This is a genomic window from Vogesella indigofera, from assembly GCF_028548395.1.
Lineage (GTDB): Bacteria > Pseudomonadota > Gammaproteobacteria > Burkholderiales > Chromobacteriaceae > Vogesella > Vogesella indigofera_A.
The window spans coordinates 41,329-62,655 of the sequence record NZ_JAQQLA010000001.1; the positions used below are offsets into that span (position 1 = coordinate 41,329).

A 21,327-nucleotide genomic window follows, 5' to 3' on the forward strand; every position below is an offset into this window, starting at 1 on the left:
TGATACCTTGCTTAGGCCGCGTCGTTGGCCCAGCTGATCGCGGCGCGGGTGGCGCGCTGCCAGCCGGCGACGTAGCGATCGACGGTGGCGGCATCCAGCTGCGGCGAGAAGCGGGTGTCCAGCTGCCACTGCCCCTGGATGTCGTCGGTGCTTTGCCAATAGCCGACGGCGAGGCCGGCGAGGTAGGCGGCGCCCAGCGCGGTGGTCTCGGTGATCTTCGGTCGGGCGACCTGGGTGCCGAGGATGTCGCTCTGGAACTGCATCAGCACATTGTTGACGCAGGCGCCGCCGTCGACGCGCAGCTCGGCGATGGTGATGCCGGAATCGGCCTGCATCGCACCCAGCACGTCCATGGTCTGGAACGCGATGCTGTCCAGCGCGGCGCGGGCGATGTGGGCGGCGCTGGTGCCCTGCGTCATGCCGACGAGGGTACCGCGCGCGTCGGAATTCCAGTGCGGGGCACCCAGCCCGGCGAAGGCCGGCACCAGGTACACGCCGTCGCTGTCCTTCACCTCGGCCGCCAGCGGGCCGACATCGTGCGAGTGCTTGATGATGCCGAGGCCGTCGCGCAGCCATTTCACCACCGAGCCGCCGATGAAGATGCTGCCTTCCAGCGCGTACTGCACCTTGTCGCCGACCTGCCAGGCGATGGTGGTCAGCAGCTGGTTGTGCGACGCGATCGGGGTGTCGCCGGTATTCATCATCATGAAGCAGCCGGTGCCGTAGGTGTTCTTCACCATGCCCGGGGTGGTGCACTGCTGGCCGAACAGCGCCGCCTGCTGGTCACCGGCGACGCCGGCGATCGGGATCGATACCCCCAGGTGCGCGGCGTGGGTGTGGCCGTAGACTTCGCTGGAGCTTTTCACCTGCGGCAGCATGCTGGCCGGGATGCCCATGATGTCGAGCAGCTCGTCGTCCCACTGCAGGCGGTGGATGTCGTACAGCATGGTGCGCGAGGCGTTGGACACGTCGGTGACGTGCACCGCGCCGTGGGTCAGCTGCCAGATCAGCCAGCTGTCGATGGTGCCGAATGCCAGCTTGCCGGCATTGGCGCGCTCGCGGGCGCCGGGCACGTTTTCCAGGATCCAGCGCACCTTGGTGGCGGAGAAGTAGGAGTCGACCAACAGCCCGGTCTTGTTGCGGATGGTGTCGGCCAGGCCACGGGCGCGGATCTCGTCGCAGAACGGCGCGGTGCGGCGGTCCTGCCACACGATGGCGTTGTACACCGGCTGGCCGGTGTCGCGGTCCCACACCACCGTGGTTTCACGCTGGTTGGTGATGCCGACCGCGGCGATCTTGCTGCCGGGGATGCCGGCGCGCGCCAGCGCCTCGGCGGCCACGCCGACCTGGCCGGCCCAGATTTCCATCGCGTCGTGCTCGACCCAGCCCGGCTGCGGGTAGATCTGGCGGAATTCCTTCTGTGCCGAGGCGACGATGTCGCCACTGCGGTTGAATACAATTGCCCGGGAGCTGGTCGTGCCCTGATCCAGCGCCAGAATGAATTGATCTTGCATTTGAGAAGTCTCCTCGGCCGCGGGCCGTGTTGTGAGTTGTTTCTTTGTTGTTTGTTTTTGTGTTTATTTTGTTGTTTTTGCTTTCGTTCGAATTGTAGTGCCGCCAAAGCGGCTGTCAATTCGTGCTGTCAAAAAGTTGACACAAAGCCCGGATGTTGCAGTGCGGAGTGTGGTGTAGTCGTGCGGCTACAAGTTGTTGCGATGCAAGGCAAAAATGCCGTTTTCCGGCCGGGAAAACGGCATTGTGCGCGCAGGGTGGGCGTTGCGCGGATGTTGCAGTACAAAGGTTGGCCGCAAGGCCTCAGCCGGGCGGCAGCATCAGGCACTGCAGCGCGGCGGGCACCAGTTCGAACGTGACCGGCGCGCTGCCGCACAGCTCGCCGTCCAGTTCCAGCGGGCAATCCGCCGCCGCGCCGTCCACCTGCAGTTGGCGGCCGCGCAGGTAACGCACCCGCGGGTCACGCAGCGGCTGCGCCGCGCGCAGTTGCGGCAGCAGGCGCAGGAAATCGAGGCCGTTGCCGTCGCGGATCAGCACCAGCTCGAACAGGCCGTCGTTGACGCTGGCCTGCGGCGCGATGCCCAGCCCGCTGCCGAAGTAGCGGCCGTTGGCCACCGACAGGCACAGGAAACGGCCGCTGATGGTCTCGCCGTCCAGCGTCAACCGCATCGGCCGCGGCCGGAAACGCAGCAGCGCCGCCAGCACCGCGCTGCAGAAAGCGGCACTGGCCGGCAGCCACGACGGCAAGCGCTTCACCCGCCGTACGATGTCGCTGCTGATGCCGAGCGAGGCGATGTTGTTGCACCAGCGCACTTGCTGCTGGCCGTCGTTGCCGTGGGTGGTGACGCGGATCAGGTCCAGCGGGTAGGCGTGACCAGCGGCGATCAGCGCCAGCAAGTCGTCGCTGTGGCGGCCGCTGCCCAGCGTGCGCACGAAGTCGTTGCCGGTGCCGCTGGGCAGCACCCCCAGCACCAGTTGCTGCCGCTGCGCTGCAGGCACGCTCATCAGGCCGTTGACCACCTCGTGCACGGTGCCGTCGCCACCGACGGCGATCACCCAGCGCGCGCCGGACAGCGCCGCCTCGCGCGCGAGGCGGGTGGCGCTGGTGGCGGAGGTGGTCAGCAGCACGTCGACGCTGAACTGGTCGCGGAACGGTTGCAGCAGCTGCTGCGGCAGGCCGTCCGGGCAGTGGCGGCCGTGGATGATGAACACGATGCGGGAGGCGGGGGCGGACGTAGACGGGGACATGGTGAGAATCGCGAGGCAGATCGCGCCATTATGCCGCCATCCGGCGCTCGCGCAAGGTTGGCCGCAAGCGTTGCGGCCAACCCTGGTGCGGGATTCAGGCGTTTAGCCGTGCCAGCAGTGCGTGGGCGACGGCTTCGGACGAGGCCGGATTCTGACCGGTGATCAGCAAGCCGTCCTCGACGATAAACGGCGCCCAGTCGGCGCCTTTCTCGTAACGGGCGCCACGAGCCTGCAGCGCGTCTTCCAGCAGCAGCGGCACGATGCTGGTGAGTTGCACCGCTTCTTCCTCGCTGTTGCTGAAGCCGGTGACGCGCTTGCCGGCGACCAGCGCCTTGCCGTCGGCGCCGGTGACATTGACCAGCACCGCCGGCGCGTGGCACACCGTGGCCACCGGTTTGCCGGCGGCGACGGTGGCGGCGATCAGGCGCTGCGAGTCGGCATTGTCGACCAGATCCCACAGCGGGCCGTGGCCGCCGGGGTAGAACACCGCGTCGTAGTGGCTGGCGTCGATGCTGTCCAGCGGCAGCGTTTCCGCCAGTCGCGCCTGCAGCATGGCGTCGGCATTGAAGCGCTCGGTGGCCGGGGTGCTGAACGCCGGGTCGGCGCTTTTCGGGTCGATCGGTGGCTGCCCGCCGCGCGGCGAGGCGAGGGTGATGGCGACGCCGGCATCGGCCAGCGCGTAGTAGGGGGCGGCGAATTCCTCGATCCAGAAGCCGGTCTTGTGGCCGCTGTCGCCGAGCCGGTCGTGGCTGGTGAGTACAAACAGTACGTGTTTCATGGGCGTCTCCATTAATCGGGTACAAGGTTGGCCGCAAGCGTTGCGGCCAACCTTGGGGGGCATTACAGCGCCGGGTAGTCGGTGTAGCCTTCGGCACCGCCGCCGTAGAAGCTTTCCGGGCGTGGCGGGTTCAGCTCGGCGCCGCGGGCGAAGCGGGCCGGCAGATCCGGATTGGCGATGAACGGACGGCCGAAGGCGACCGCGTCGATCAGCCCGGCGCCGATCAGTTGCTCGGCCTTGTCTACGGTATAGCCGCCGGCGGCGACAATCGGGTGCGGATAGATGGCGCGCACGGCACGGCGGAACTCATCCGGCCACGCGGGGCCGCCGGCCCAGTCCGGCTCCGACAGGTGCAGGAAGGCGATGTTGCGCTTGGCGATCTCGCCGATCAGGTACAGCGCCATCTCCTGCTGGTCGGTCTCCGACAGGCCGTTGAACACCCCCAGCGGCGACAGGCGGATGCCGACGTGGGCGGCATCCCACTCGGCGATCACCGCGTCCAGCACTTCCAGCACGATGCGGGCGCGGTTCTCCACGCTGCCGCCATACTGGTCGCTACGCACGTTGGCCGCCGGCGACAGGAACTGGTCCAGCAGGTAGCCGTGGGCGCCGTGGATCTCGACCAGGTCAAAGCCGGCGCGGCGCGCGTTGTCGGTGGCGCGGCGGTAGTCCTCAATCAGGTCGGCGATTTCGGCGGTTTCCAGCGCGCGCGGGGTGGAGGTCGGGCTGCGTACCAGCTGGCCGTTTTCGTCGCGGATATTGGTGTTGCTGTCGGCGCGGATCGCCGACGGAGCCAGCGGCGCGTCGCCGTTCGGCTGCAGGCTGGTGTGCGAGATGCGGCCGGTGTGCCACAGCTGGATGGCGATCTTGCCACCGGCGGCGTGCACCGCGTCGTTGACCTCGCGCCAGGCGCGCACCTGTTCCTCGTTGTAGATGCCCGGCGCGCCGGCGTAGCCCTTGGCGGTCGGCGAGATGTGGGTGCCTTCGTTGATGATCAGGCCGGCGCCGGCGCGCTGGCGGTAGTAATCGATCGCCAGCGCGGTCGGCACGTCGCCCGGCTCGGTATTGCGCAGGCGGGTCAGCGGTGCCATCAGCACGCGGTTGGCGAGGGTAATGGCACCGAGGTGCAGCGGGGTCAGCAGTTTGTCGGCTTGCATGGGGCGTGGTCCTTTTCAGTCAAAGAGGCGGCAGTACGGGTGGTGCTAACAAGGGTGATCGGGCAAGGCATGCAGCGGGCAACGGCGGGCCGTGGGCGCGGTAGCGGGCTGGCGGGTGTTGCCGGGCTGCAGGCATGCGATTTCTTTCTGTTTACTAATAGACCGGTCGTCTATATTTGTGCCATAAAAAACCGCTCGCCAGAGGCGAACGGTACTGCGTGTCTCAGGCGGCGTTGCAGGGCAACAGCAGGCCTTGGGTGTGGGTCATCGCCGCTTGCAGCGGCGCCAGACTGTGCTGGGTCTTGTACATCAGCGCCGCGCCCAGCCACAGGCTGTACAGCGCATAGGCGGTTTCATCGGCCGGCAGCTGCGGCTTGATCGAGCCGTCCTGCTGCCCGCTGCGGATGCAGGCCGCCAGCTTGCGCACAATGGCATCCATGCCGTCGCTCAGCGCCACGCGCATCGGCTCCGACATGTCGGACACCTCGGCCGCCAGCTTCACCGCCAGGCAGCTTTGCGATTCGCAGCTGGCGTGGTTGTCCAGCCATTGCTGGAAGTAGGCCAGCAGCCGTTCGCGGCCGTTACCATGCTGGCGGTCAGTCAGCAGATCGCCGACCCGCTCGCGGTAACCGGAGAAATAGCGCGCCAGCAACGCCACTCCAAAGTCTTCCTTCGACTTGAAGTAGTGATAGAACGACCCCTTCGGCACCTTGGCCTCGGACAGCAGCTCGGAGAGCCCCATCGCGGTAAAACTGCGGCCGTGGATCAGCACCTCGCCGACGGCAAGGATGTGTTCGCGGGTATCGGGGTATAGGCTTTGACGTGACATGTTTTCAATATATTAGACCGGTCGTCTTGTTGTCAAGCACTGTGTTGGGGCGGGGTGGTTGTTCCGCGCAAATATAGTCGAAAACAGTTTAATAAAGTCGAAAACAAAACATTAAAGTCGTAAACAAGAGCCGGCGGATCTGTGGTCACTGACCTTTTTAAGCTGGTCCTGCCGGTCAACTTTGATACTGAGCGCGCGTCTGACTTTCGGCCAAAGCAGAAGTCCTCATTCCGCGCGAAATTAACTGCTGCCACTCGGAAAGCAGTCTTATCTTATCGCCCACAGGAACCGGGATAGACCAGCATGGCCGCAGCGCCGCGACAGTGACCACATAAAAACCCCCTGTCTAGGCTGGCAACAGGGGGCATCGCCACCTTGCAGTGGCTGCGGGCCACACTTACTTGATCTGCATATTGTCCTTGACCGACCTCACGCCACTGACGCCACGGGCCAGCTGCATCGCCCGGTCGGCATCCGAACTTGAGCGCACAAAGCCGCTCAGCTGCACGCGTCCCATATAGGTTTCGACGTTGATTTCGGTCACTTTCAGCACCGGGTCGTTGAAGATCGCGGTTTTCACGCGGCCGGTAATCACGCTGTCGTCCATGTACTGACCGGTGCTTTGATGCTCGCGGGTCGCGGAACAGCCCGCCACCGACAGCAGTGAGGCGACCACGAAAAACGCGGACAGGTATTTGTTGAATGCTTTCATGATGAATGCTCCACAATGGTTGCGCGCGCCGGCGGCGTGTTGCTGGCCAGCCGGCCACCCCTACCATCATCCGCGTCTCAATTACGCGCGGCAGGTAGCGGCTTGCAGGATTTAACGTGCCGGGGCGGCGGGGCGGCAGTGTTGCCGCACACCGCCGCCATCGGCATCAAGGCTTCGAATCGGCGTCCTTGTTGCTTTCCTCGAAACGGCGGATCTGATCCTCGGCAGCCTGCCTGGTGATACCGTAGGCTTCCTGCAGTTTGCCGGCGAGGATGGTGCGTTTGCCGGCAATCACGTCCAGATGATCATCGGTCAGATCACCCCATTGTTCGCGCACCTTGCCTTTGTACTGTTTCCAGTTACCTTCGATGATGTCCCAGTTCATGACTTGCTCCTTTTGACGCCGGATGCGGCTGACAAGATGGTCAAGTTGGCATCCGCTGCCCCCCGGCACCGGTGGCGCGCACCACATTCGTGCTTGGTCGCGGCCGTACCGGACAGTGTCACCATACTGCGGCCAGCGCACGGTGCTGTCGGTACGCTGCGCCACATTGCGGCAACACGGCAGAAACCGGCGGCAAGCGCCCTCGGCAACACCGCGCGCCGGCGTGCCGTAACGGGCAGACTGCCCGTCAGGCGTAGCCCCCTGTGCTGGCGCAGTGACGGGGCATAAATCGGCGGCGGCTCGCCTATACTGCTTTGGATGAGGGTAAGCACCATCAGGAGTTGGCCATGTCCGAAACCATCACGCCACAACAAAACCACCTGCTGGGCGCCTTGCCGGCAGAGGTACTCGACCGCCTGCTGCCTTATTTCGAGCTGATCGAGCTGCCGCTGGGCAAGGTGCTGTACGAATCCGGTGACGCCTTGCGCCACGTGTTCTTCCCCACCGATGCCATCGTGTCGCTGCTGTACGTGATGGAAAGCGGCTCCTCGGCGGAAATCTCGGTAGTCGGCAACGAGGGCATGGTCGGCATCGCGGTGTTCATGGGCGGCGAAAGCACCCCCAGCCGCGCCATCGTGCAAAGCGCCGGCTACGCCTTCCGCCTGTCCGGCAGCCAGTTCAAGAACGAGGTCAACCGCCACGCCGAGCTGCTGCAGCTGATGTTGCGCTACACCCAGGCGCTGATCACGCAGATGGCGCAGACCGCAGTGTGCAACCGCCACCACTCCATCGACCAGCAGCTGTGCCGCTGGCTGCTGCTGTCGCTGGACCGGCTGCCCAGCAACCAGCTGACCATGACCCAGGAGTTGATCGCCAACATGCTCGGCGTGCGCCGCGAGGGCGTCACCGACGCCGCCGGCAAGCTGCAGAAACTGGGGATCATCGAATACAGCCGCGGCCACATCACCGTGCTGGACCGGCCGCAGCTGGAGCAGCTGTGCTGCGAGTGCTACGCGGTGGTCAAAAAGGAAACCGACCGCCTGCTGCCTTACACCGTTACCCCGCGCCGATAGCGGTCACGGTGTGTCAGACAGGGTTTCGTCGACAAAGCGCAGTAGCGCCGCCATCACCGTCAGCAGCACCGGCCCGACGATGATGCCGATCATGCCAAAGGCGGACAGGCCGCCGATCACGCCGATGAACACCGCCAGCATCGACACCGGCTCGCGGCTGGAAATCAGTAGCGGCCGCAGCAGGTTGTCGGACACCGATACCCCCAGCCCCCACACCAACATGAAGATCGCCCAGCCCCACTGTGACATCAGCGCCAGCGCCAGCACCGCCGGTGCCCATACCAGCGCCGCGCCGCCCATCGGCAGCAGCGCCAGCGAGGCCGCCAGTACGCCGAACACCACCGGCGACGGCAGGCCGCTGATGGCGAAACCGATACCGACCAGTACACCCTGTGCCAGCGCGGTCAGACCGGTGCCGTAGACTACAGCGCGGGTGGTGCTGCCGATCATCTGAAGCAGGCGGCTGCGCCGTTGCGGCTCCATCGGCACCAGCCGCACCGCACGATTGAGCAGCATGCGGCCGTCGCGCAGCAGGAAGAACAGCAGGAACAGCATCATGAAGAAGTGGACCACCATGTCGAGGGTGCCGAGCACCACCTGGCCGCCGGTGCTGGCCAGAGACTGCAGCAGCAGCCGGGCGCCGCTGTCCAGCCAGCCCTGCAGCTGATCGTGACTGGTGGTGAAATTGTGCCGCAGCCACGCCGACAGGCTGCCGAGCAGCGGATAGCGCTCCAGCTGCGCCAGCAGATCGAGATCGAAACGCAGCGGCTGTTTTTGCAGGCGGGTGACCAGCTCGGCAAACTGGTTGGCAAAGGCCACGCCGAGGCTGACCAGCGGCCCGGCCAGCACCAGCGGCACCAGCACGGTGATGATGCCGGCGGACAGACCGTCGCGGCCGCGCAGCTTGTGCGTCAGCCAGCGCTGCAACGGTGCCAGCAGAAAGGCCAGGCAGATGCCCCACGCCAGCGCATCCCAGAACGGCGCCAGCATCCAGTACAGCGCCAAGCCGCACAGGGTGGCGACAGCGATGATAAAACCCTTGAGATAGAGATCCACGCTCGCTCCTCTGTGACTCCGGTGGCACACGGCGGGCAACAATTGACAAGCCGGGCAGCGTGCGCGCTTGCGGCCAACCTTTGCAGGCGCAACCGCAGCGGCGCGCACCGCGTGCCGCGGCTTAAATACGACCGGAAATCAGCCGCACCAGGAACATCACAACGGCGATAACCAGCAAAATGTGAATGAAGCCGCCGAGGGTGTATGACGACACCAGACCCAGCAGCCACAGAATCAGCAGGATCACTGCAATGGTGGTAAGCATGCTTCGTACTCCTTTTCCGGCGCTGGCCCGCCAGCCGCAGCCGGCAACTCGGTTGCCACCTCGGCGCAGTACTCGGCGCATTGCCCTATTACTTCAGGAACCTGCTATGTTGCTGCCGTTCAAAACGCTTAATCAGCTGCTCGGCCTCGTTCCTGCTGATGCCGTAGGCTTCCTGAAGCCTGCCCGACAACGCCACGCGTTTGCCGGCAATCACGTCAAGACAATCGTCGGGCAGATTGCTCCACTCGGCTTTCACCTTGCCCCTGAATTCCCTCCAGTTTTCTGCCACCCGATTCCAGTCCATCATTGTTCCTTCCGCATGGCGCCCGAATACTGGCATCGCCAATCGGGCTGCCGATCATGTAGCCGGCCGTGCACTGCGGGTGCACTGATGCCAGGACAGGATACTGCGGCCAAAATTAGCCATCGTTTGTGCTGCGCTCATGAAAAAACCGGTTACAGGTTCAAGGATAGTCAGTGCCGGCGGTCCTGTCGGTACGCTGGCAGACATAAGCCGACGATTGTCCGACATGCCCCGTCGCAGCTTGAGACAGCGCGGTAGGCGCCAGCAGCCGGCTCCGACGGCCTTGCCGGTGCGCCGGCGAACAGACGGTGGCGCCCGTTGTCGTAGTATCAGATGGCACGTCCAAGGTTGGCCGCAGACGCTGGCCGCACCCTCGCTGCCATAGCGCTCCGCGCTGGAACAGGCGCTGCGCCACAACCGCAAGCTGAACACCATAGAACTGATGCAACAGGATCTTACCGCCCTGTGACGCCGCTCCGGCACCTCGAAGGAGCAGCTGCTCGCTCAGCTGGAAGACTGGTGCCGCAGCGCCGAGGGTAGCGGCATTGACGCGCTGCGGGAGTTCTCCCGCGCGCTGCAAAGCTACGACTTAGCGTTGGGAGAGACCAAATGAGCTGGACACCATCCTGCGGCTCGGCGCCACTCCCGGTTGACTGCACAGCCACCGTTGGGGTTACCGCCCCAGCGGCAGGCTTGATGCGGTGTTGTCGGTGCAGCTGATGCGATGGTGGATGGGCCGCTTGTGCCCGGTGGCCACTCCCGACAAACAAAAGTGTCCCTGCACCGAGGTGCGGGGACGCTTTTTTGGCGGCAACCACCGGCAACCACCAAGGTTACGACGGAGTGGTGCCACGTACCAGCACACGGCGATCTGCTGCGGGACCGGCAATCAGTGCCGCACGCTCTAGCTGCGCATTGCACGCGCGGCGGATCTCGCCGGTTATTCGGGACCAGATTGCAAGGTATCGAGGGTAAGCCGATGCCGGCGCAATGACTGCGCTGGTACCGGAGTCGGCTACGGTGGCGCTGCCTGGCCAGCACGGCCGGCGGCAGCGCCGTTTAGTTAGCGGCGATCATCCATTTCATGACCGATGACACCGCCGATGGCGGCGCCACCCAGGGTGCCGAGTGTACTGCCACCGGTCAGCACTGCACCGCCGATGGCACCCACGCCAGCGCCGACGGCGGTGTTTTGCCCTTGGCGCGACATGCCGGCACAACCACCCAGACTCAGCAGCATGGCTACGCTGACTGCGCCGAGTGTCAATCTCTGCATTGTTTTCATGGGGTTACCTTTTTCCTGAACAGGGTATTTCGGGTGAGCCGTAGCGGCGTGGACGTCGCTGACGCCCTGACCGGACTGGCCGGCACTTCATGCGAGCCGCGGCTCACGTTGACTCCTTTGCGTGAATGGGCAGAGCCATGTCGGCAGGAGTCACCGCATGCACTGCTCGTCGCCAACACCATGCGACCGTCAGGCCGGTATGGCTCGCTGCAACGGATGCAGTGGTATTGACGCCAATGAATGCAGCTTAAATGCGCCGCCCGTAGGCCGTCTGTCTGCTAGCACACAAACAAAGGAAATCGTCGGTGTGATGACCAGCAAGTGGCCGGCAACATGTGACCCGCTGATCGGCACAAGGGGAAGCGCGAGGAGGCCGGTGGTGTGCGCCGTCGGTCGATAAAGCATCAACCGCGTCATCCCTCGGCCAACAGGGCTGCGGGCGGCTATGTATGGCAACGAACAGACTGCGGCCAACCCTGGTGCAATGATGAGCCTGTTCGCGCCATAGCAATACCGGCCGCGTGACCAGGCGCGCTATCAGGCAACACCGGCATGCCACGTCACACCGCGATCTTTCAAGCCGCAGCCCGCCCGCAGTGCCAGGCGCTACCGGATACCCCGGGCAAGCCTTGCCGCGGTCATCCAGCCAGCCATAGGCAGAGGCACCCGCTCGCGGCAGGCCACAGGAGAGTCAACATGAAAAATATTCTGCTTGCCACGGCCATTGCCGCCGTCACCATCATCGCCACCCCGGCCCTTGCTGCCGACGTTGGTGTCTCGATCAGCATTGGCCAGCCAGGTTTCTACGGCCGCCTCGACATCGGAGGCTACCCGCCGCCTCGCGTGCTCTATCGCGAGCCGATCGCTATCCGCCGCGTACCGGTCGCCCGCCCGCCGATCTACCTGCGGGTACCGCCGGGCCACGCCCGCAACTGGGGACGCCATTGCCGCAGCTACAACGCCTGTGGCGAACGGGTCTACTTCGTGCAGGATCGCTGGTACAACAACGAGTACGTGCCGCGCTACCAGCGTTATCAGCGTGATCGCCAGCATCAGCGCCGCCATCATTCCTATCAGCAGGGCGACAATTGGGACCACCGCTACGAACAGCAGGGCATCCCGCCCTTGTATAACCGCAACAGCGACGATCAGGACGGTAATGACGGCTATCAGAACCGTTGACCGTGGTGCCACATCTTTCTGGCCAGGGTCGCGCTTCCCAAGCGCACCAGGTCGGCCATAGGCGCCGCCACCTGGGTGGTATCAGTACCGAAACCTTGGAGTAGGCTTCAGCGTGAGGCGGGAATTTGTTTACCGCCCCTGGGACAGTCCAGATTGCTAAGCTGACCGAGTAACGCCGCATTGAGGGGGAGAAACTGCTGCTTAGCATAGCCCCCCAAAATGGCGTGAAAAACGCTGCGGCCATCGGCATTAAGATTGCGTAGATCGTCAAAGGTAAAGGGCAAAAGGGTGGGCCGGGCATCCATCTGCAACCAGAAACGGGCCAGCAGCTCGCGGTTGTCACGCCCGGCTACGGTCTGGATTCTGGCTAAAAGCTCACTTTCATTCATCCTATGTCTCCTGGTTGAAGGTAAGTCAGTGCCATACCTTGCGGGGTACAGCCCTGGCGCAAACGCATGACACAGGAGCAGCATGCGCTCTGGCGTACACCACCTCTGTTCACTAACACACACAACCATCGAAATAGCTGCTATCCGTGTGACCGGCAGCGTACTGCCTCCACCTGGCCAGTCCCGACTTTCATGGGTGGGACTACTCCGGGTCCTGCAGGTATTTGCCCAACCATAGTTGCGAGCACTTGAGGCAAGGTGCTCGCAGAAGGGTTAAGAAACACGGTGCAGAGTACCCATCCCATCGGGTTTGGCGAATATCGATACCGAGTCGCTCTCTCCTCAGAGGGAGACAGAGCATAGTCATGGTCATGCGGCTCAAGTGGCAGAACGGCTGTCTCCGGTTGCGCTTGCCGAACAGCTGACCTTTTGAATAAGGCGTGGCCGCATTAGGGTGTAAAGCTAGCGTTTGAACGTAATCTGGTCACTGACAGCTTTGGCCAACCTACTGCCGATCAAGCTGCTCGATATGAGCGCTATTATTTGGCAGCCTGCAAAGATTTCCATCAGGCCAAGCTTCTGCTTTGCTGTCTTCAGAACCGGCGACGTGATTGGTGTTTTTGATTTTAATTGACACTTTGCGGACGAGCTCGACGTGAGACGCAGGCTTGTTTACGACTTTAGCCAAGATGCGAGTTGTAACTATGGCGTTGAGAGGCCGGTGGGTGAAGGGTGCTTGTTTACGACTTTAATTGGCAAGAACACTGTTTTTCCGTGCAAATGAAGCCAAGAACAAGACAGTAAATTCGAAAGCGAGTGCAGGGGAGGCCGGTGAGCCCGGTCAGCTGTGCCGGTGGTCACTGGCATTTCTCGTCCCGTGTGCCAATGTGGCCCGCTTGATCACCGAGCGTGCGTTTCACGTTCGGCCATAGCTAGTCGATGTAAACCGTCGCTTGGAGCGGCGGCTGCCGATCCGGCAATGTGCTGGTCACGGCACCGTGTGGCACTTTTGCTCAGCGTGCCTTTTTTGCCGTGCCGTCGTTTCTCAACGACTGCCACAACTCCTGCAGCGTGGTATTGGCGTTGTTGATGGCGCGATAGACACGGATTTCGAGCCGGGTATGCCACTCGTCCGAGCCGGCATGTACCAGCTCGCCCTTTTGCAAGGCGTCAACCGCCGCGCTTTCCGGTACCCATGCTACCCCGTAGCCTTCCTTGGCCATGTTCAGTAACAGCATGGCCATGTCTGCTTCATTGCAGCGCTCCAGGCTGGGCTCGGTGGATACCTGCTTGAGGAGCGCCTCAACGACCCGGCCCAGAAAGGTGGTGGAGGTATAAGCCAGATAGGGGAGCGGCGCGGTGTTTCGCCCTGGCAGGCTGAAGGCGGGCCGACCGGAAGGGCGTGGCGCGGAGACGGGAATGAAGTCTTCATATCCCAGTGACAGATAGTCGAACTTCTCCGGGTCAAGCAGGATGGGCGTAAGGGGGTGGTGATAGCAGAACATCAGATCGCAACTGCCTTCGGACAGGGCGGTAACGGCATCCAGCACATTTTCGGCCACCACGCGGGTATTGAACTGGCCATGGTGGGACTGGCATTGCTTTATCCATCGGGGCAGGAAGGTCATCGACAGGGTATGGCCAGCGCGGATCTGGATGGCCTTGCCCGGCATGCGGGTCTCCTGGCGGATTTCGGCCCGTGCCGCCAGCAGCAGCTGCAACGCTTCCCGCCCTTGTTCGCAGAAAAGCTTGCCCGCCGGTGTCAGCTCCAACGGGTAGGTGCCGCGATCGACCAGGTCCGCGCCGACCCATTCCTCCAGCGAACGGATCCGGCGCGACAGCGCCGACTGGGTAATGTGGCGGCTTTCGGCGGCGCGTGAAAAGTTTTTGCTCTCGGCCAGGGCCAGGAGATCGTCTATCCATCTGATGTACATTGTCTTCTCTCTTGGCGCAACAGCCGCTTGGCTGACAGAATAATCCTGCCAAATCATCGTCTTGGCACGCGAAAAAAGCTATTCCGAATCCGCATGGCGATATGAGCCATCCTCATCAAGAGGATTCCACCCCGACTCTAGAATGCAATGGCGCCTCGACACAGAAGCGCCTACACAAGGAGTCTGCCATGATTATTCCAACAATATTTTCCCCCGCTTTAGGCTTTTTCACTGCACTCGTTTCCTGCCAGCGACCGGCAGTGGGAGGGCAGCCATGAATACCCAAAAACTGACCCGCCAGATCGGCATGGCAATGCTGCTGGGCATTATGGTGGGCTACATCTTTCACAGCTTCGCGCCGGATACCCAGACGGCCAAGGAGATCGCCGGCTACTTCAGCCTGGTGACGGACATCTTTCTGCGCATGATCAAGATGATCATCGCACCATTGGTATTTGCCACGCTGGTGACGGGGATCGCCAGCATGGGCGATGCCGGCGCAGTTGGCCGCATCGGGCTCAAGGCCATGCTGTGGTTTGTTTGCGCGTCCATCGTTTCCTTGCTGCTCGGTTTGGCACTGGTGAACCTGTTTGAACCGGGCGTTCACATGCAGCTGGTGTTGCCGGATGCGGCCGCGAGTTCCGGCCTGAAAACGGCCGATCTGAACCTCAAAGGCTTCATTACCCACGTGTTCCCGAGAAGCATCGCGGAAGCCATGGCCGGTAACGAGATCCTGCAGATTCTGGTGTTCTCCTTGTTCTTCGGTGCCGCGCTTGGCTTTGTGAAAGGCCAGGGCTACACCACGCTCGACAAGTGTCTCGACGAACTGGTGCGCATTATGTTCCGCATTACCGACTACGTGATGCGCCTGGCTCCGATCGGCGTGTTTGCCGCCATGGCGGCGGTGATTACGGTGCAAGGGCTGGGCGTGCTGCTGAGCTACGGCATACTGATCGGCGAGTTCTACCTGGGACTGGCGCTGCTGTGGGGGATTCTGCTGGCTGTCGGCTACCTGTTCTTGGGCAAGTCGGTCGGCGGGCTGCTGCAGCTGATCCGCGAGCCGATCATGCTGGCATTCTCGACGGCCAGCAGCGAGTCGGCCTATCCGAAAACCATCGAATCCCTGGAAAAATTCGGTGTCTCCAAGCGTATTTCCAGCTTCGTGTTGCCGCTTGGCTACTCGTTCAATCTGGATGGCTCGATGATGTACCAGGCCTTTGCCGTGCTGTTCATCGCGCAGGCTTATGGTATCGAGATGAGTTTTGCCCAGCAGTTGATCCTGCTGCTGGTGCTGATGGTAACGAGCAAGGGCATGGCCGGCGTGGCACGCGCCTCGCTGGTGGTAGTCGCCGCGACCCTGCCGATGTTCAACCTGCCTGAGGCCGGACTGCTGCTGATCATGGGCATCGACCAGTTCTTTGACATGGGGCGCACGGCGACCAATGTGCTGGGCAATAGTCTGGCCACCGCCGTAGTCGCCAAACTGGAAGGTGAGCAGGAGCCACAGGCTCTCCCGCAGCCAGCCGAGGTTCGCAGCTGATCGTCAACCCGGCGCGGCCGCCATCTGCGGCCGCGTCTTTTGTCATGTCGAGTGATCATGAATACCCAAACCTTTGGCATCATCGGCGGGCTGGGCGCACTGGCCGGCGCCGACCTGTACAGCAAGCTGCTGGCGGCTCAGGCCAGGGCCAGCCAGACGACGGCACCGCTGCATGTGCTCCTTGAGCAGCACCCGTTTCGTGGTGCCGGCAGCGCCCTTGAACAAGACTGTACCGTGACCGCCCGCAAACTGTATGTGTTTGAAACGGGCATGGCGCTGACCCGGCGCGGGGTGGATACGCTGCTGCTGCCGTGTTTCGCCAGCCATGTCTTTCGTGACGAGATCCAGAGCGAGTTTGCCGTGCCGGTGGTGGACATGTTGGCCGCACTGCTTGACTACGTGGTACAGCGGCTTCCCGCCGGTGCCCGGCTGGGCATCCTGACATCAGACTACGTGCGTCATGCTGGTTTGTTCGAACGTTATTTCGGCGATCGCTTCCAGCTGCTTTACCCGGCGCCGGAGCTGCAGCCACGACTGATGGAGGCCATCTATGGTGTGCATGGCATACAGGCCGGGCATTTTGATGGCACGGCAGTGGCCTCGCTGCAGCAGGTGTGCAAGCAGCTGCAGGCACAGCGGGTCGACCTGTTGTTACCGGGGTTTACCGAGCTGGCCCTGGTTGCGGCAGGCTTGCAGCAGTCCGGTATCACCTTCCCCGACGTCAATCAGATTTATGCCGAATATGCCTTGGTGCACCGAAGCGAGCCACCAGCGCCCCGCTTCAAGCTGGGTATTGTCGGCGGAGTGGGACCGGCGGCCACCGTAGACTTCATGAACAAGGTCATACAGAGCACGCCGGCGAGCCGTGACCAGGACCACATCAAGATGGTGGTGGAGCAGAATCCGCAAATCCCGGATCGCACCGCCAACCTGATCCGGCGCGAGACCGACCCGACGGTCGCACTGCTGGCAACCTGCAAGCGACTGGAGGCGGAAGGCGCCCACGCCATCGCGATTCCCTGCAACACGGCGCATGCCTTTGTTGCCGAGCTGCAGCCACTCCTCGGCATCCCCATTGTCCACATGCTGGAGGAGACCATCGGTTTTATCCGCCATCGCTATGGCACCGCCAAGCCGATTGGCCTGCTGGCCACGTCCGGCACCGTACAAAGCCGGGTCTACCACCGCATTGCCGAAACCGCCGGCCTGACCTTGATTGTTCCCGACGACGAGCATCAGGCCAAGGTGATGGCAGCCATCTACGGCGAGCAGGGGGTCAAGGCCGGCTATACCAGCGGCCGTTGCAGGGAAGAGTTGCTGGCTGCGGCTAGGCAGCTTGCCGATGCGGGGGCGGCAGTGCTGATTCTGGGCTGTACCGAGCTGCCGCTGTTGCTGCCGGAATGCGAGCACTACCAGTTGGGCGGGCATACGCTGGCCCTGATTGACCCGACGGCGATTCTCGCGCGGCGTTGTGTCGAGCTGGCAAACAAGCGGTAGCCTGCCCAAGACTTCGACATCAGCCCAAGGCGGGCTGAGCCGTTCCTGATTTTTTCGATCGTCTCATGACGGCTTCCAGATACGGATGCAGTCATTTTTTATCGATGGGAATTCCGCCGCGTTGGGCTAATGGCGGTCTGATCCGGCGCCCGGCTGCTCAATCGCCGCAGCCGGGCGACACCATCACCCCGCACCCCCCGCACCTCAGGACGCGATTTGCAGTGTCTCGATCCGGTTGCGGCCGTTTTCCTTGGCGACATACAGCTGCCGGTCAACGGCCTGGATGAAGTCGGTGGTGGTCAGCCGGTCGCCTGGCATCACGGTGCCGACGCCGATGCTGACGGTGACGCGCTGGCCGTGCGGCGATTGCGAGTGGCCGATCGCCAGTTTCTCGATCAGGCGCTGGCAGCGCTCGGCGACGCGCTGCGCGCCGTTGGCGTCGGTTTCCGGCAGCATGATGATGAATTCCTCGCCGCCGTAACGCGCGACCAGATCGCGCGGGCCGGCCAGGGCCAGATTCAGCGTTTGCGCGATGCGGGTCAGGCACTGGTCGCCCGCGATGTGCCCGTACAGGTCGTTGAACTGCTTGAAGAAATCGACATCGAACAGGATCAGCGACAGCGGCTGGCGGCTGTTGCGCGTGTTTTGCCACTCCATGTCCAGGCTGGTGTCGAAGCGGCGCCGGTTGGCAATGCCGGTCAGCCCGTCCTTGAACGACAGCGCTTCCAGCTCTTTTTGCAGTACCAGCAGTTTTTCTTCCGTCTTCTTGCGCTCGCTGATATCGAACATGAAGCCAATCAGCGACTCGACCTCACCCTGCGCATTGCGTACCACGTGGACGACATCGCGTATCCACACGTAGCCGTTTTCCTTGGTCAGTGCCCGGTAGTCGGCTTCGTGGTCGACCCCGGCCTTGGATTGCGCAACGCAGAAATTCACCACGTTGTCGCGATCCTCCGGGTGGATGCGCTGCGCCCAGTCGTTGGCGGATTCCCAGCTTTCCTGGCTCCAGCCCAGCAAGGCCTCGATTTGCGGGCCGATGTAGGCGAACTGCATGGTGGCCCAGTCGATTTTCCACGGGATAGCCTTGGTCGACTCCAGAAGAGTTTTATAAACCGCGTTGTCGCTGCTGAGTTCGCTTACGTCGGACATGCCTCACGTCTCCTTGAACGGTGTCGGGGTACTGGTGGCAGGGCGCAAGGTGCCGGGGCTAATCGGCGCGGCCTGCCCGTGGTGCTGGCGACAGTATGCCATTGTCGCCCGTGGCGGGGGGTGATGGCCGCCATGCGGCGACCGTGGCTCACAGTATCGTCTGCAATTGATGCAGTTCGGCGACAGTCATGGTGAAAACCAGTTTGTCCGCGCCCGCATTCGCACAGCAATGCTGCATGTCGGTTTTGGCGACGGCAGAGCAGCCCTCCGCGATGGTCAGTTCGGTGTCATCCACCGTCAGCTTCAGCTCGCCTTGCTCGACATGAAAAAGCTTGAGGGTGCCGGGCGGGTGTCCGGCAGACTCGAAGCGCTCGCCGGGCTGCAGCTGCCAGCGCCACAGTTCGATCATGTCGGGGCCGCTGGTCCCGGCCAGCCGCTTTGTCGCCGCCGGTACCCGCAGGGAGGGCAGGGCGCGATGGCTGTCGCGGCTATCCGGCGCTATGCGGGCAGCGCAATGACGGTCATGCCATGCCGTTGGCGAGGAAGCGGGCAATGCGCCCCACCACCCAGTCTTCCTGCTCTTTGTGCGGCACATGCCTGACCCCGGCCAGCAGTTCCAGCTGCGCGGCGCCACCGACCATGCCGGCGATTTGCTGCGGGTGCCGGCTGGAGCCGTACTCGTCTTCGCTGCCGTGCAGTACCAGGGTCGGGCACGTCACCTGTGGCAAGACCTCGTGTAACGACCAGTCGCGAAAGGCCGGAGCCAGCCAGGTGTCGATCCAGGCATCCAGCACCCAGCGCGCCTTGTCGCCGTGGTAGCGCTGCAAGCGCGCGAACGGCTCGGGCAGGCGGAACTGCGCTTGTGCTTCGCTGATGCCGGCCAGCGTTTTGTCTTCGACGAAGGCCTGTGCCGACACGGTGATCAAACCGTCACAGGCGTCGGCGTAGCGGGCGGCACAATGCACCGCCATGCCACCGCCAACGCTGTGTCCCAACGCGACGAAACGCTCAAATCCGAAATGGTCTTGCAGCGCGAGGAAACCGGTCGCGGCTTCTGCCTGGACAAAATCGGCCGTCAGCCCGCCGCTGCGCGGATCGGACTGCCCGAACCCCAGGCGGTCGTAGGCAATCACGCTGCGGCCGGTTTGCGCGGCCAGTAACGCCGGGAAGCCGCGCCACAGCTCGATGCAGCCCAGGGAGTCATGGAACAGCACGATGGGTGCGGCACGCTGGCCGTCAACGTTGGCCGCAGCCGGCCAGCAACGGGCAAACAGGCGGCCCCGGGCGGTGGTGATCTGATGGTCGGAGCTTGAGTGTGGTGTGTTCATGGGACCTCAGGTGCCGAGTAGATGACGAAGCATGCCGGTCGCGACAATGCCGATGATGACGGTCGGTAACAGCGGCAAGCGGCTGGCGGCTAACAGGGTAATGGCCAGCGCCAGCCAGTTGGCCGGTTGCTCCGAGACGAATGCCGGTGCAATCACCGAAACCAGCACACAGCCGGGAACGCAGTCCATGACCGCCAGCAGGCGCGGGCTCAGTGTGCGCTTGCGCAGCGCAAGGTAACCCAGTACCCGTGTGAGATAGGTCGAGGCGGCCATCAACACGATGGTCAGCAGCGTCAGGCGCTCCGTCATGATGCTTTCCCCCAGACGATAGCGGCAAGCAGTCCCGCCGCGCTACCCGTGGCCACGTACCAGGCGCCGGGGAGGAACAGGCAGCTCAGTGCGGCGACGCCCAGACTCAGCAGCCAGGGGCGACAGGCGCGCGCCCCGCGCCACATGCCGCGCAGCAACACCAGAAACACCGCGGTAAAGGCCATATCGAAGCCGTAGTGCTCGACATTCCCCATGCTCGGCCCAAGTGTCGCGCCGAGTGCGGTAAATGTCACCCAGGTGAGGTACAGGCCGGCAGAGATGCCCAGATAGTAAGCCAGGCTGATGCGCGTGGCGGCGCGCTGGCGGGCATCGGCCAGCGCCATGGCCCAACTCTCGTCGCACATGAAGAACAAGGCCGGCAGCGCCTGCCTGGCCGTCAAGTGCTGCAGATAGGGCACCAGCGCGGCGCCCATCAGGATATGGCGGCAGTTCACCAGCAAGGACATCGCCACGATCAGCAGCACCTGCGGTGGCGACGTCCACAGCCGGATTGCGGCAAACTCCGAGCCACCGCCGAAATTCAGGCCGGTCATCAGGGGAACCTCAAGCACCGTGAATCCTTTCTGGGTGGCCTGTGCCCCCAGCACGAGTGCAAACGGGATGAAGCCCAGCATGACGGGCAGCGAGGCACGCATGCCACGGATGGCTTCAAATTTGGTGCCGGATGCCACATCTGTGGCACTAGTGGTAGAAAGACTATTCATTTGCGCTCCTTTCTTATATTTTCTGCCAAAACTGTTGAAATCGGGTTGCGTTGTTGCCAGGATTCGGCTTGAAATTGGCATCGGCAATAGCCAGTCATCCATTTTGTAGGACGGAATAGCAATGAAACTGGACGCAATCGATCGGCGCATTCTCAAGGCACTGCAGCGGGACGGGCGCCTGCAGAACATCGAGCTGGCCCGCGAGGTCGGGCTTTCGCCGTCACCCTGCCTGCGGCGGGTACGCTTGCTGGAGGAGGCGGGGGTCATTGAGCACTATGTGGCGGTGGTCAACGCCGCCAAGGTGGGCAAAGGGCTGACCGTCTTCGCCCGCATCTGGTTGACGGGGCAGGACGCCGAGACGGTCGATCATTTCACCGATGCGATCAGGCAGCTGCCACAGGTGGTGGAGTGCCATTTGATGGCCGGGGACTGCGATTTCCTGTTGCGCATCGTGGCGGCCGATCTCGATGACTACCGGCAATTCCAGATCGAGCACCTCACCCGCATCAAGGGGGTACAGAACGTCAAGACGGAAATCCCGATGCAAAAGATCAAGCTGACTTCGGCAATACCGGTGTGAACGGCCCGCGCTGGCAAACGGCGGCGGCGCGGACCGGCGCAGGGGCGGGCTCTGGCCGATAAGCCGGCCCGCCCCTCAATGCAGAAA

The 21,327-nt window shown here is 63.1% G+C and carries 24 protein-coding genes and 1 pseudogene; 7 read left to right on the forward strand and 18 right to left on the reverse strand.

Annotated features, from left to right (window positions below):
- Nucleotides 1-11: 11 nt before the first annotated feature.
- The 7 genes from glpK to PQU89_RS00245 form a co-directional block, all read right to left on the reverse strand.
- On the reverse strand, nucleotides 12-1,514 hold the full coding sequence (gene glpK, locus PQU89_RS00215) for a glycerol kinase GlpK (RefSeq protein WP_272764054.1): 1,503 nt from the start codon (nucleotides 1,512-1,514) through the stop codon (nucleotides 12-14).
- Between the two features lie 301 nt (nucleotides 1,515-1,815).
- Nucleotides 1,816-2,760: a diacylglycerol/lipid kinase family protein gene (locus PQU89_RS00220; RefSeq protein ID WP_272764055.1), complete on the reverse strand. Its 945-nt coding sequence runs from the start codon at nucleotides 2,758-2,760 to the stop codon at nucleotides 1,816-1,818.
- A gap of 94 nt (nucleotides 2,761-2,854) precedes the next feature.
- Nucleotides 2,855-3,538 (reverse strand): type 1 glutamine amidotransferase domain-containing protein, encoded by a 684-nt coding sequence (locus PQU89_RS00225; RefSeq protein WP_272764056.1) that lies wholly within the window; start codon nucleotides 3,536-3,538, stop codon nucleotides 2,855-2,857.
- 62 nt (nucleotides 3,539-3,600) lie between these two features.
- Complete coding sequence (gene nemA / locus PQU89_RS00230; protein WP_272764057.1) at nucleotides 3,601-4,695, reverse strand: N-ethylmaleimide reductase; 1,095 nt, start codon at nucleotides 4,693-4,695, stop codon at nucleotides 3,601-3,603.
- A gap of 223 nt (nucleotides 4,696-4,918) precedes the next feature.
- Nucleotides 4,919-5,524 (reverse strand): TetR/AcrR family transcriptional regulator, encoded by a 606-nt coding sequence (locus tag PQU89_RS00235; protein ID WP_272764058.1) that lies wholly within the window; start codon nucleotides 5,522-5,524, stop codon nucleotides 4,919-4,921.
- Between the two features lie 397 nt (nucleotides 5,525-5,921).
- Nucleotides 5,922-6,236 (reverse strand): BON domain-containing protein, encoded by a 315-nt coding sequence (locus PQU89_RS00240; protein ID WP_272764059.1) that lies wholly within the window; start codon nucleotides 6,234-6,236, stop codon nucleotides 5,922-5,924.
- 166 nt (nucleotides 6,237-6,402) lie between these two features.
- Nucleotides 6,403-6,621, reverse strand: a complete 219-nt coding sequence (locus tag PQU89_RS00245) for a CsbD family protein (protein WP_272764060.1) — start codon at nucleotides 6,619-6,621, stop codon at nucleotides 6,403-6,405.
- 347 nt (nucleotides 6,622-6,968) lie between these two features.
- Between PQU89_RS00245 and PQU89_RS00250 the strand changes: the two genes are divergently transcribed.
- Entirely contained in the window at nucleotides 6,969-7,694 is a 726-nt protein-coding gene (locus PQU89_RS00250; protein ID WP_272764061.1) for a Crp/Fnr family transcriptional regulator, read from the forward strand.
- A gap of 3 nt (nucleotides 7,695-7,697) precedes the next feature.
- Here PQU89_RS00250 and PQU89_RS00255 read toward each other — a convergent pair whose 3' ends face one another.
- From PQU89_RS00255 to PQU89_RS00265, 3 genes are all read right to left on the reverse strand, one after another.
- Nucleotides 7,698-8,750: an AI-2E family transporter gene (locus tag PQU89_RS00255; RefSeq protein ID WP_272764062.1), complete on the reverse strand. Its 1,053-nt coding sequence runs from the start codon at nucleotides 8,748-8,750 to the stop codon at nucleotides 7,698-7,700.
- A gap of 121 nt (nucleotides 8,751-8,871) precedes the next feature.
- On the reverse strand, nucleotides 8,872-9,015 hold the full coding sequence (locus PQU89_RS00260; RefSeq protein WP_272764063.1) for a lmo0937 family membrane protein: 144 nt from the start codon (nucleotides 9,013-9,015) through the stop codon (nucleotides 8,872-8,874).
- Between the two features lie 88 nt (nucleotides 9,016-9,103).
- Nucleotides 9,104-9,322, reverse strand: a complete 219-nt coding sequence (locus PQU89_RS00265; RefSeq protein WP_272764064.1) for a CsbD family protein — start codon at nucleotides 9,320-9,322, stop codon at nucleotides 9,104-9,106.
- A gap of 481 nt (nucleotides 9,323-9,803) precedes the next feature.
- On the opposite strand from PQU89_RS00265, the pseudogene PQU89_RS17185 reads away from it, so the two are divergent.
- Nucleotides 9,804-9,932 (forward strand): annotated as a pseudogene (locus PQU89_RS17185) (DesA/ISL3 alpha bundle tail domain-containing protein); the annotation flags it as partial.
- A gap of 40 nt (nucleotides 9,933-9,972) precedes the next feature.
- Nucleotides 9,973-10,227 carry a DUF3309 family protein gene (locus PQU89_RS17190; protein ID WP_441372801.1) on the forward strand — a complete coding sequence of 85 codons (255 nt, stop codon included), beginning with the start codon at nucleotides 9,973-9,975 and terminating at the stop codon, nucleotides 10,225-10,227.
- Nucleotides 10,228-10,382: 155 nt separating this feature from the next.
- On the opposite strand, the gene PQU89_RS00270 is transcribed toward PQU89_RS17190, so the two are convergent.
- A complete protein-coding gene (locus PQU89_RS00270) occupies nucleotides 10,383-10,604 on the reverse strand; it encodes a YMGG-like glycine zipper-containing protein (protein ID WP_047967529.1) in 222 nt (73 codons plus the stop codon).
- 696 nt (nucleotides 10,605-11,300) lie between these two features.
- Between PQU89_RS00270 and PQU89_RS00275 the strand changes: the two genes are divergently transcribed.
- Nucleotides 11,301-11,786, forward strand: a complete 486-nt coding sequence (locus tag PQU89_RS00275; RefSeq protein WP_272764065.1) for a hypothetical protein — start codon at nucleotides 11,301-11,303, stop codon at nucleotides 11,784-11,786.
- 107 nt (nucleotides 11,787-11,893) lie between these two features.
- Here PQU89_RS00275 and PQU89_RS00280 read toward each other — a convergent pair whose 3' ends face one another.
- Both PQU89_RS00280 and PQU89_RS00285 read right to left on the reverse strand, forming a co-directional pair.
- Nucleotides 11,894-12,175: a hypothetical protein gene (locus tag PQU89_RS00280; RefSeq protein WP_272764066.1), complete on the reverse strand. Its 282-nt coding sequence runs from the start codon at nucleotides 12,173-12,175 to the stop codon at nucleotides 11,894-11,896.
- A gap of 1,013 nt (nucleotides 12,176-13,188) precedes the next feature.
- The gene (locus tag PQU89_RS00285) at nucleotides 13,189-14,109 is read right to left on the reverse strand and encodes a LysR family transcriptional regulator (RefSeq protein WP_272764067.1); all 921 of its coding nucleotides are present in this window, start codon (nucleotides 14,107-14,109) and stop codon (nucleotides 13,189-13,191) included.
- Between the two features lie 274 nt (nucleotides 14,110-14,383).
- On the opposite strand from PQU89_RS00285, the gene PQU89_RS00290 reads away from it, so the two are divergent.
- Together PQU89_RS00290 and cuyB are read left to right on the forward strand one after the other, a co-directional pair.
- Nucleotides 14,384-15,649: a dicarboxylate/amino acid:cation symporter gene (locus tag PQU89_RS00290; RefSeq protein WP_272764068.1), complete on the forward strand. Its 1,266-nt coding sequence runs from the start codon at nucleotides 14,384-14,386 to the stop codon at nucleotides 15,647-15,649.
- Nucleotides 15,650-15,706: 57 nt separating this feature from the next.
- Complete coding sequence (gene cuyB, locus PQU89_RS00295) at nucleotides 15,707-17,146, forward strand: cysteate racemase (protein WP_272764069.1); 1,440 nt, start codon at nucleotides 15,707-15,709, stop codon at nucleotides 17,144-17,146.
- Between the two features lie 204 nt (nucleotides 17,147-17,350).
- Here the strand turns inward: cuyB and PQU89_RS00300 are convergent, their stop codons facing one another.
- From PQU89_RS00300 to PQU89_RS00320, 5 genes are all read right to left on the reverse strand, one after another.
- Entirely contained in the window at nucleotides 17,351-18,298 is a 948-nt protein-coding gene (locus tag PQU89_RS00300) for a sensor domain-containing diguanylate cyclase (RefSeq protein ID WP_272764070.1), read from the reverse strand.
- Nucleotides 18,299-18,446: 148 nt separating this feature from the next.
- Complete coding sequence (locus PQU89_RS00305) at nucleotides 18,447-18,707, reverse strand: cupin domain-containing protein (protein ID WP_272764071.1); 261 nt, start codon at nucleotides 18,705-18,707, stop codon at nucleotides 18,447-18,449.
- Nucleotides 18,708-18,819: 112 nt separating this feature from the next.
- On the reverse strand, nucleotides 18,820-19,626 hold the full coding sequence (locus PQU89_RS00310; protein ID WP_272764072.1) for an alpha/beta fold hydrolase: 807 nt from the start codon (nucleotides 19,624-19,626) through the stop codon (nucleotides 18,820-18,822).
- Nucleotides 19,627-19,632: 6 nt separating this feature from the next.
- On the reverse strand, nucleotides 19,633-19,935 hold the full coding sequence (locus PQU89_RS00315; RefSeq protein WP_272764073.1) for an AzlD family protein: 303 nt from the start codon (nucleotides 19,933-19,935) through the stop codon (nucleotides 19,633-19,635).
- A complete protein-coding gene (locus PQU89_RS00320) occupies nucleotides 19,932-20,660 on the reverse strand; it encodes an AzlC family ABC transporter permease (protein WP_272764074.1) in 729 nt (242 codons plus the stop codon). Before PQU89_RS00320 ends, PQU89_RS00315 begins: the two co-directional genes overlap by 4 nt.
- Nucleotides 20,661-20,781: 121 nt before the next feature.
- On the opposite strand from PQU89_RS00320, the gene PQU89_RS00325 reads away from it, so the two are divergent.
- Entirely contained in the window at nucleotides 20,782-21,240 is a 459-nt protein-coding gene (locus PQU89_RS00325; protein WP_272764075.1) for an Lrp/AsnC family transcriptional regulator, read from the forward strand.
- Nucleotides 21,241-21,327: the final 87 nt, after the last annotated feature.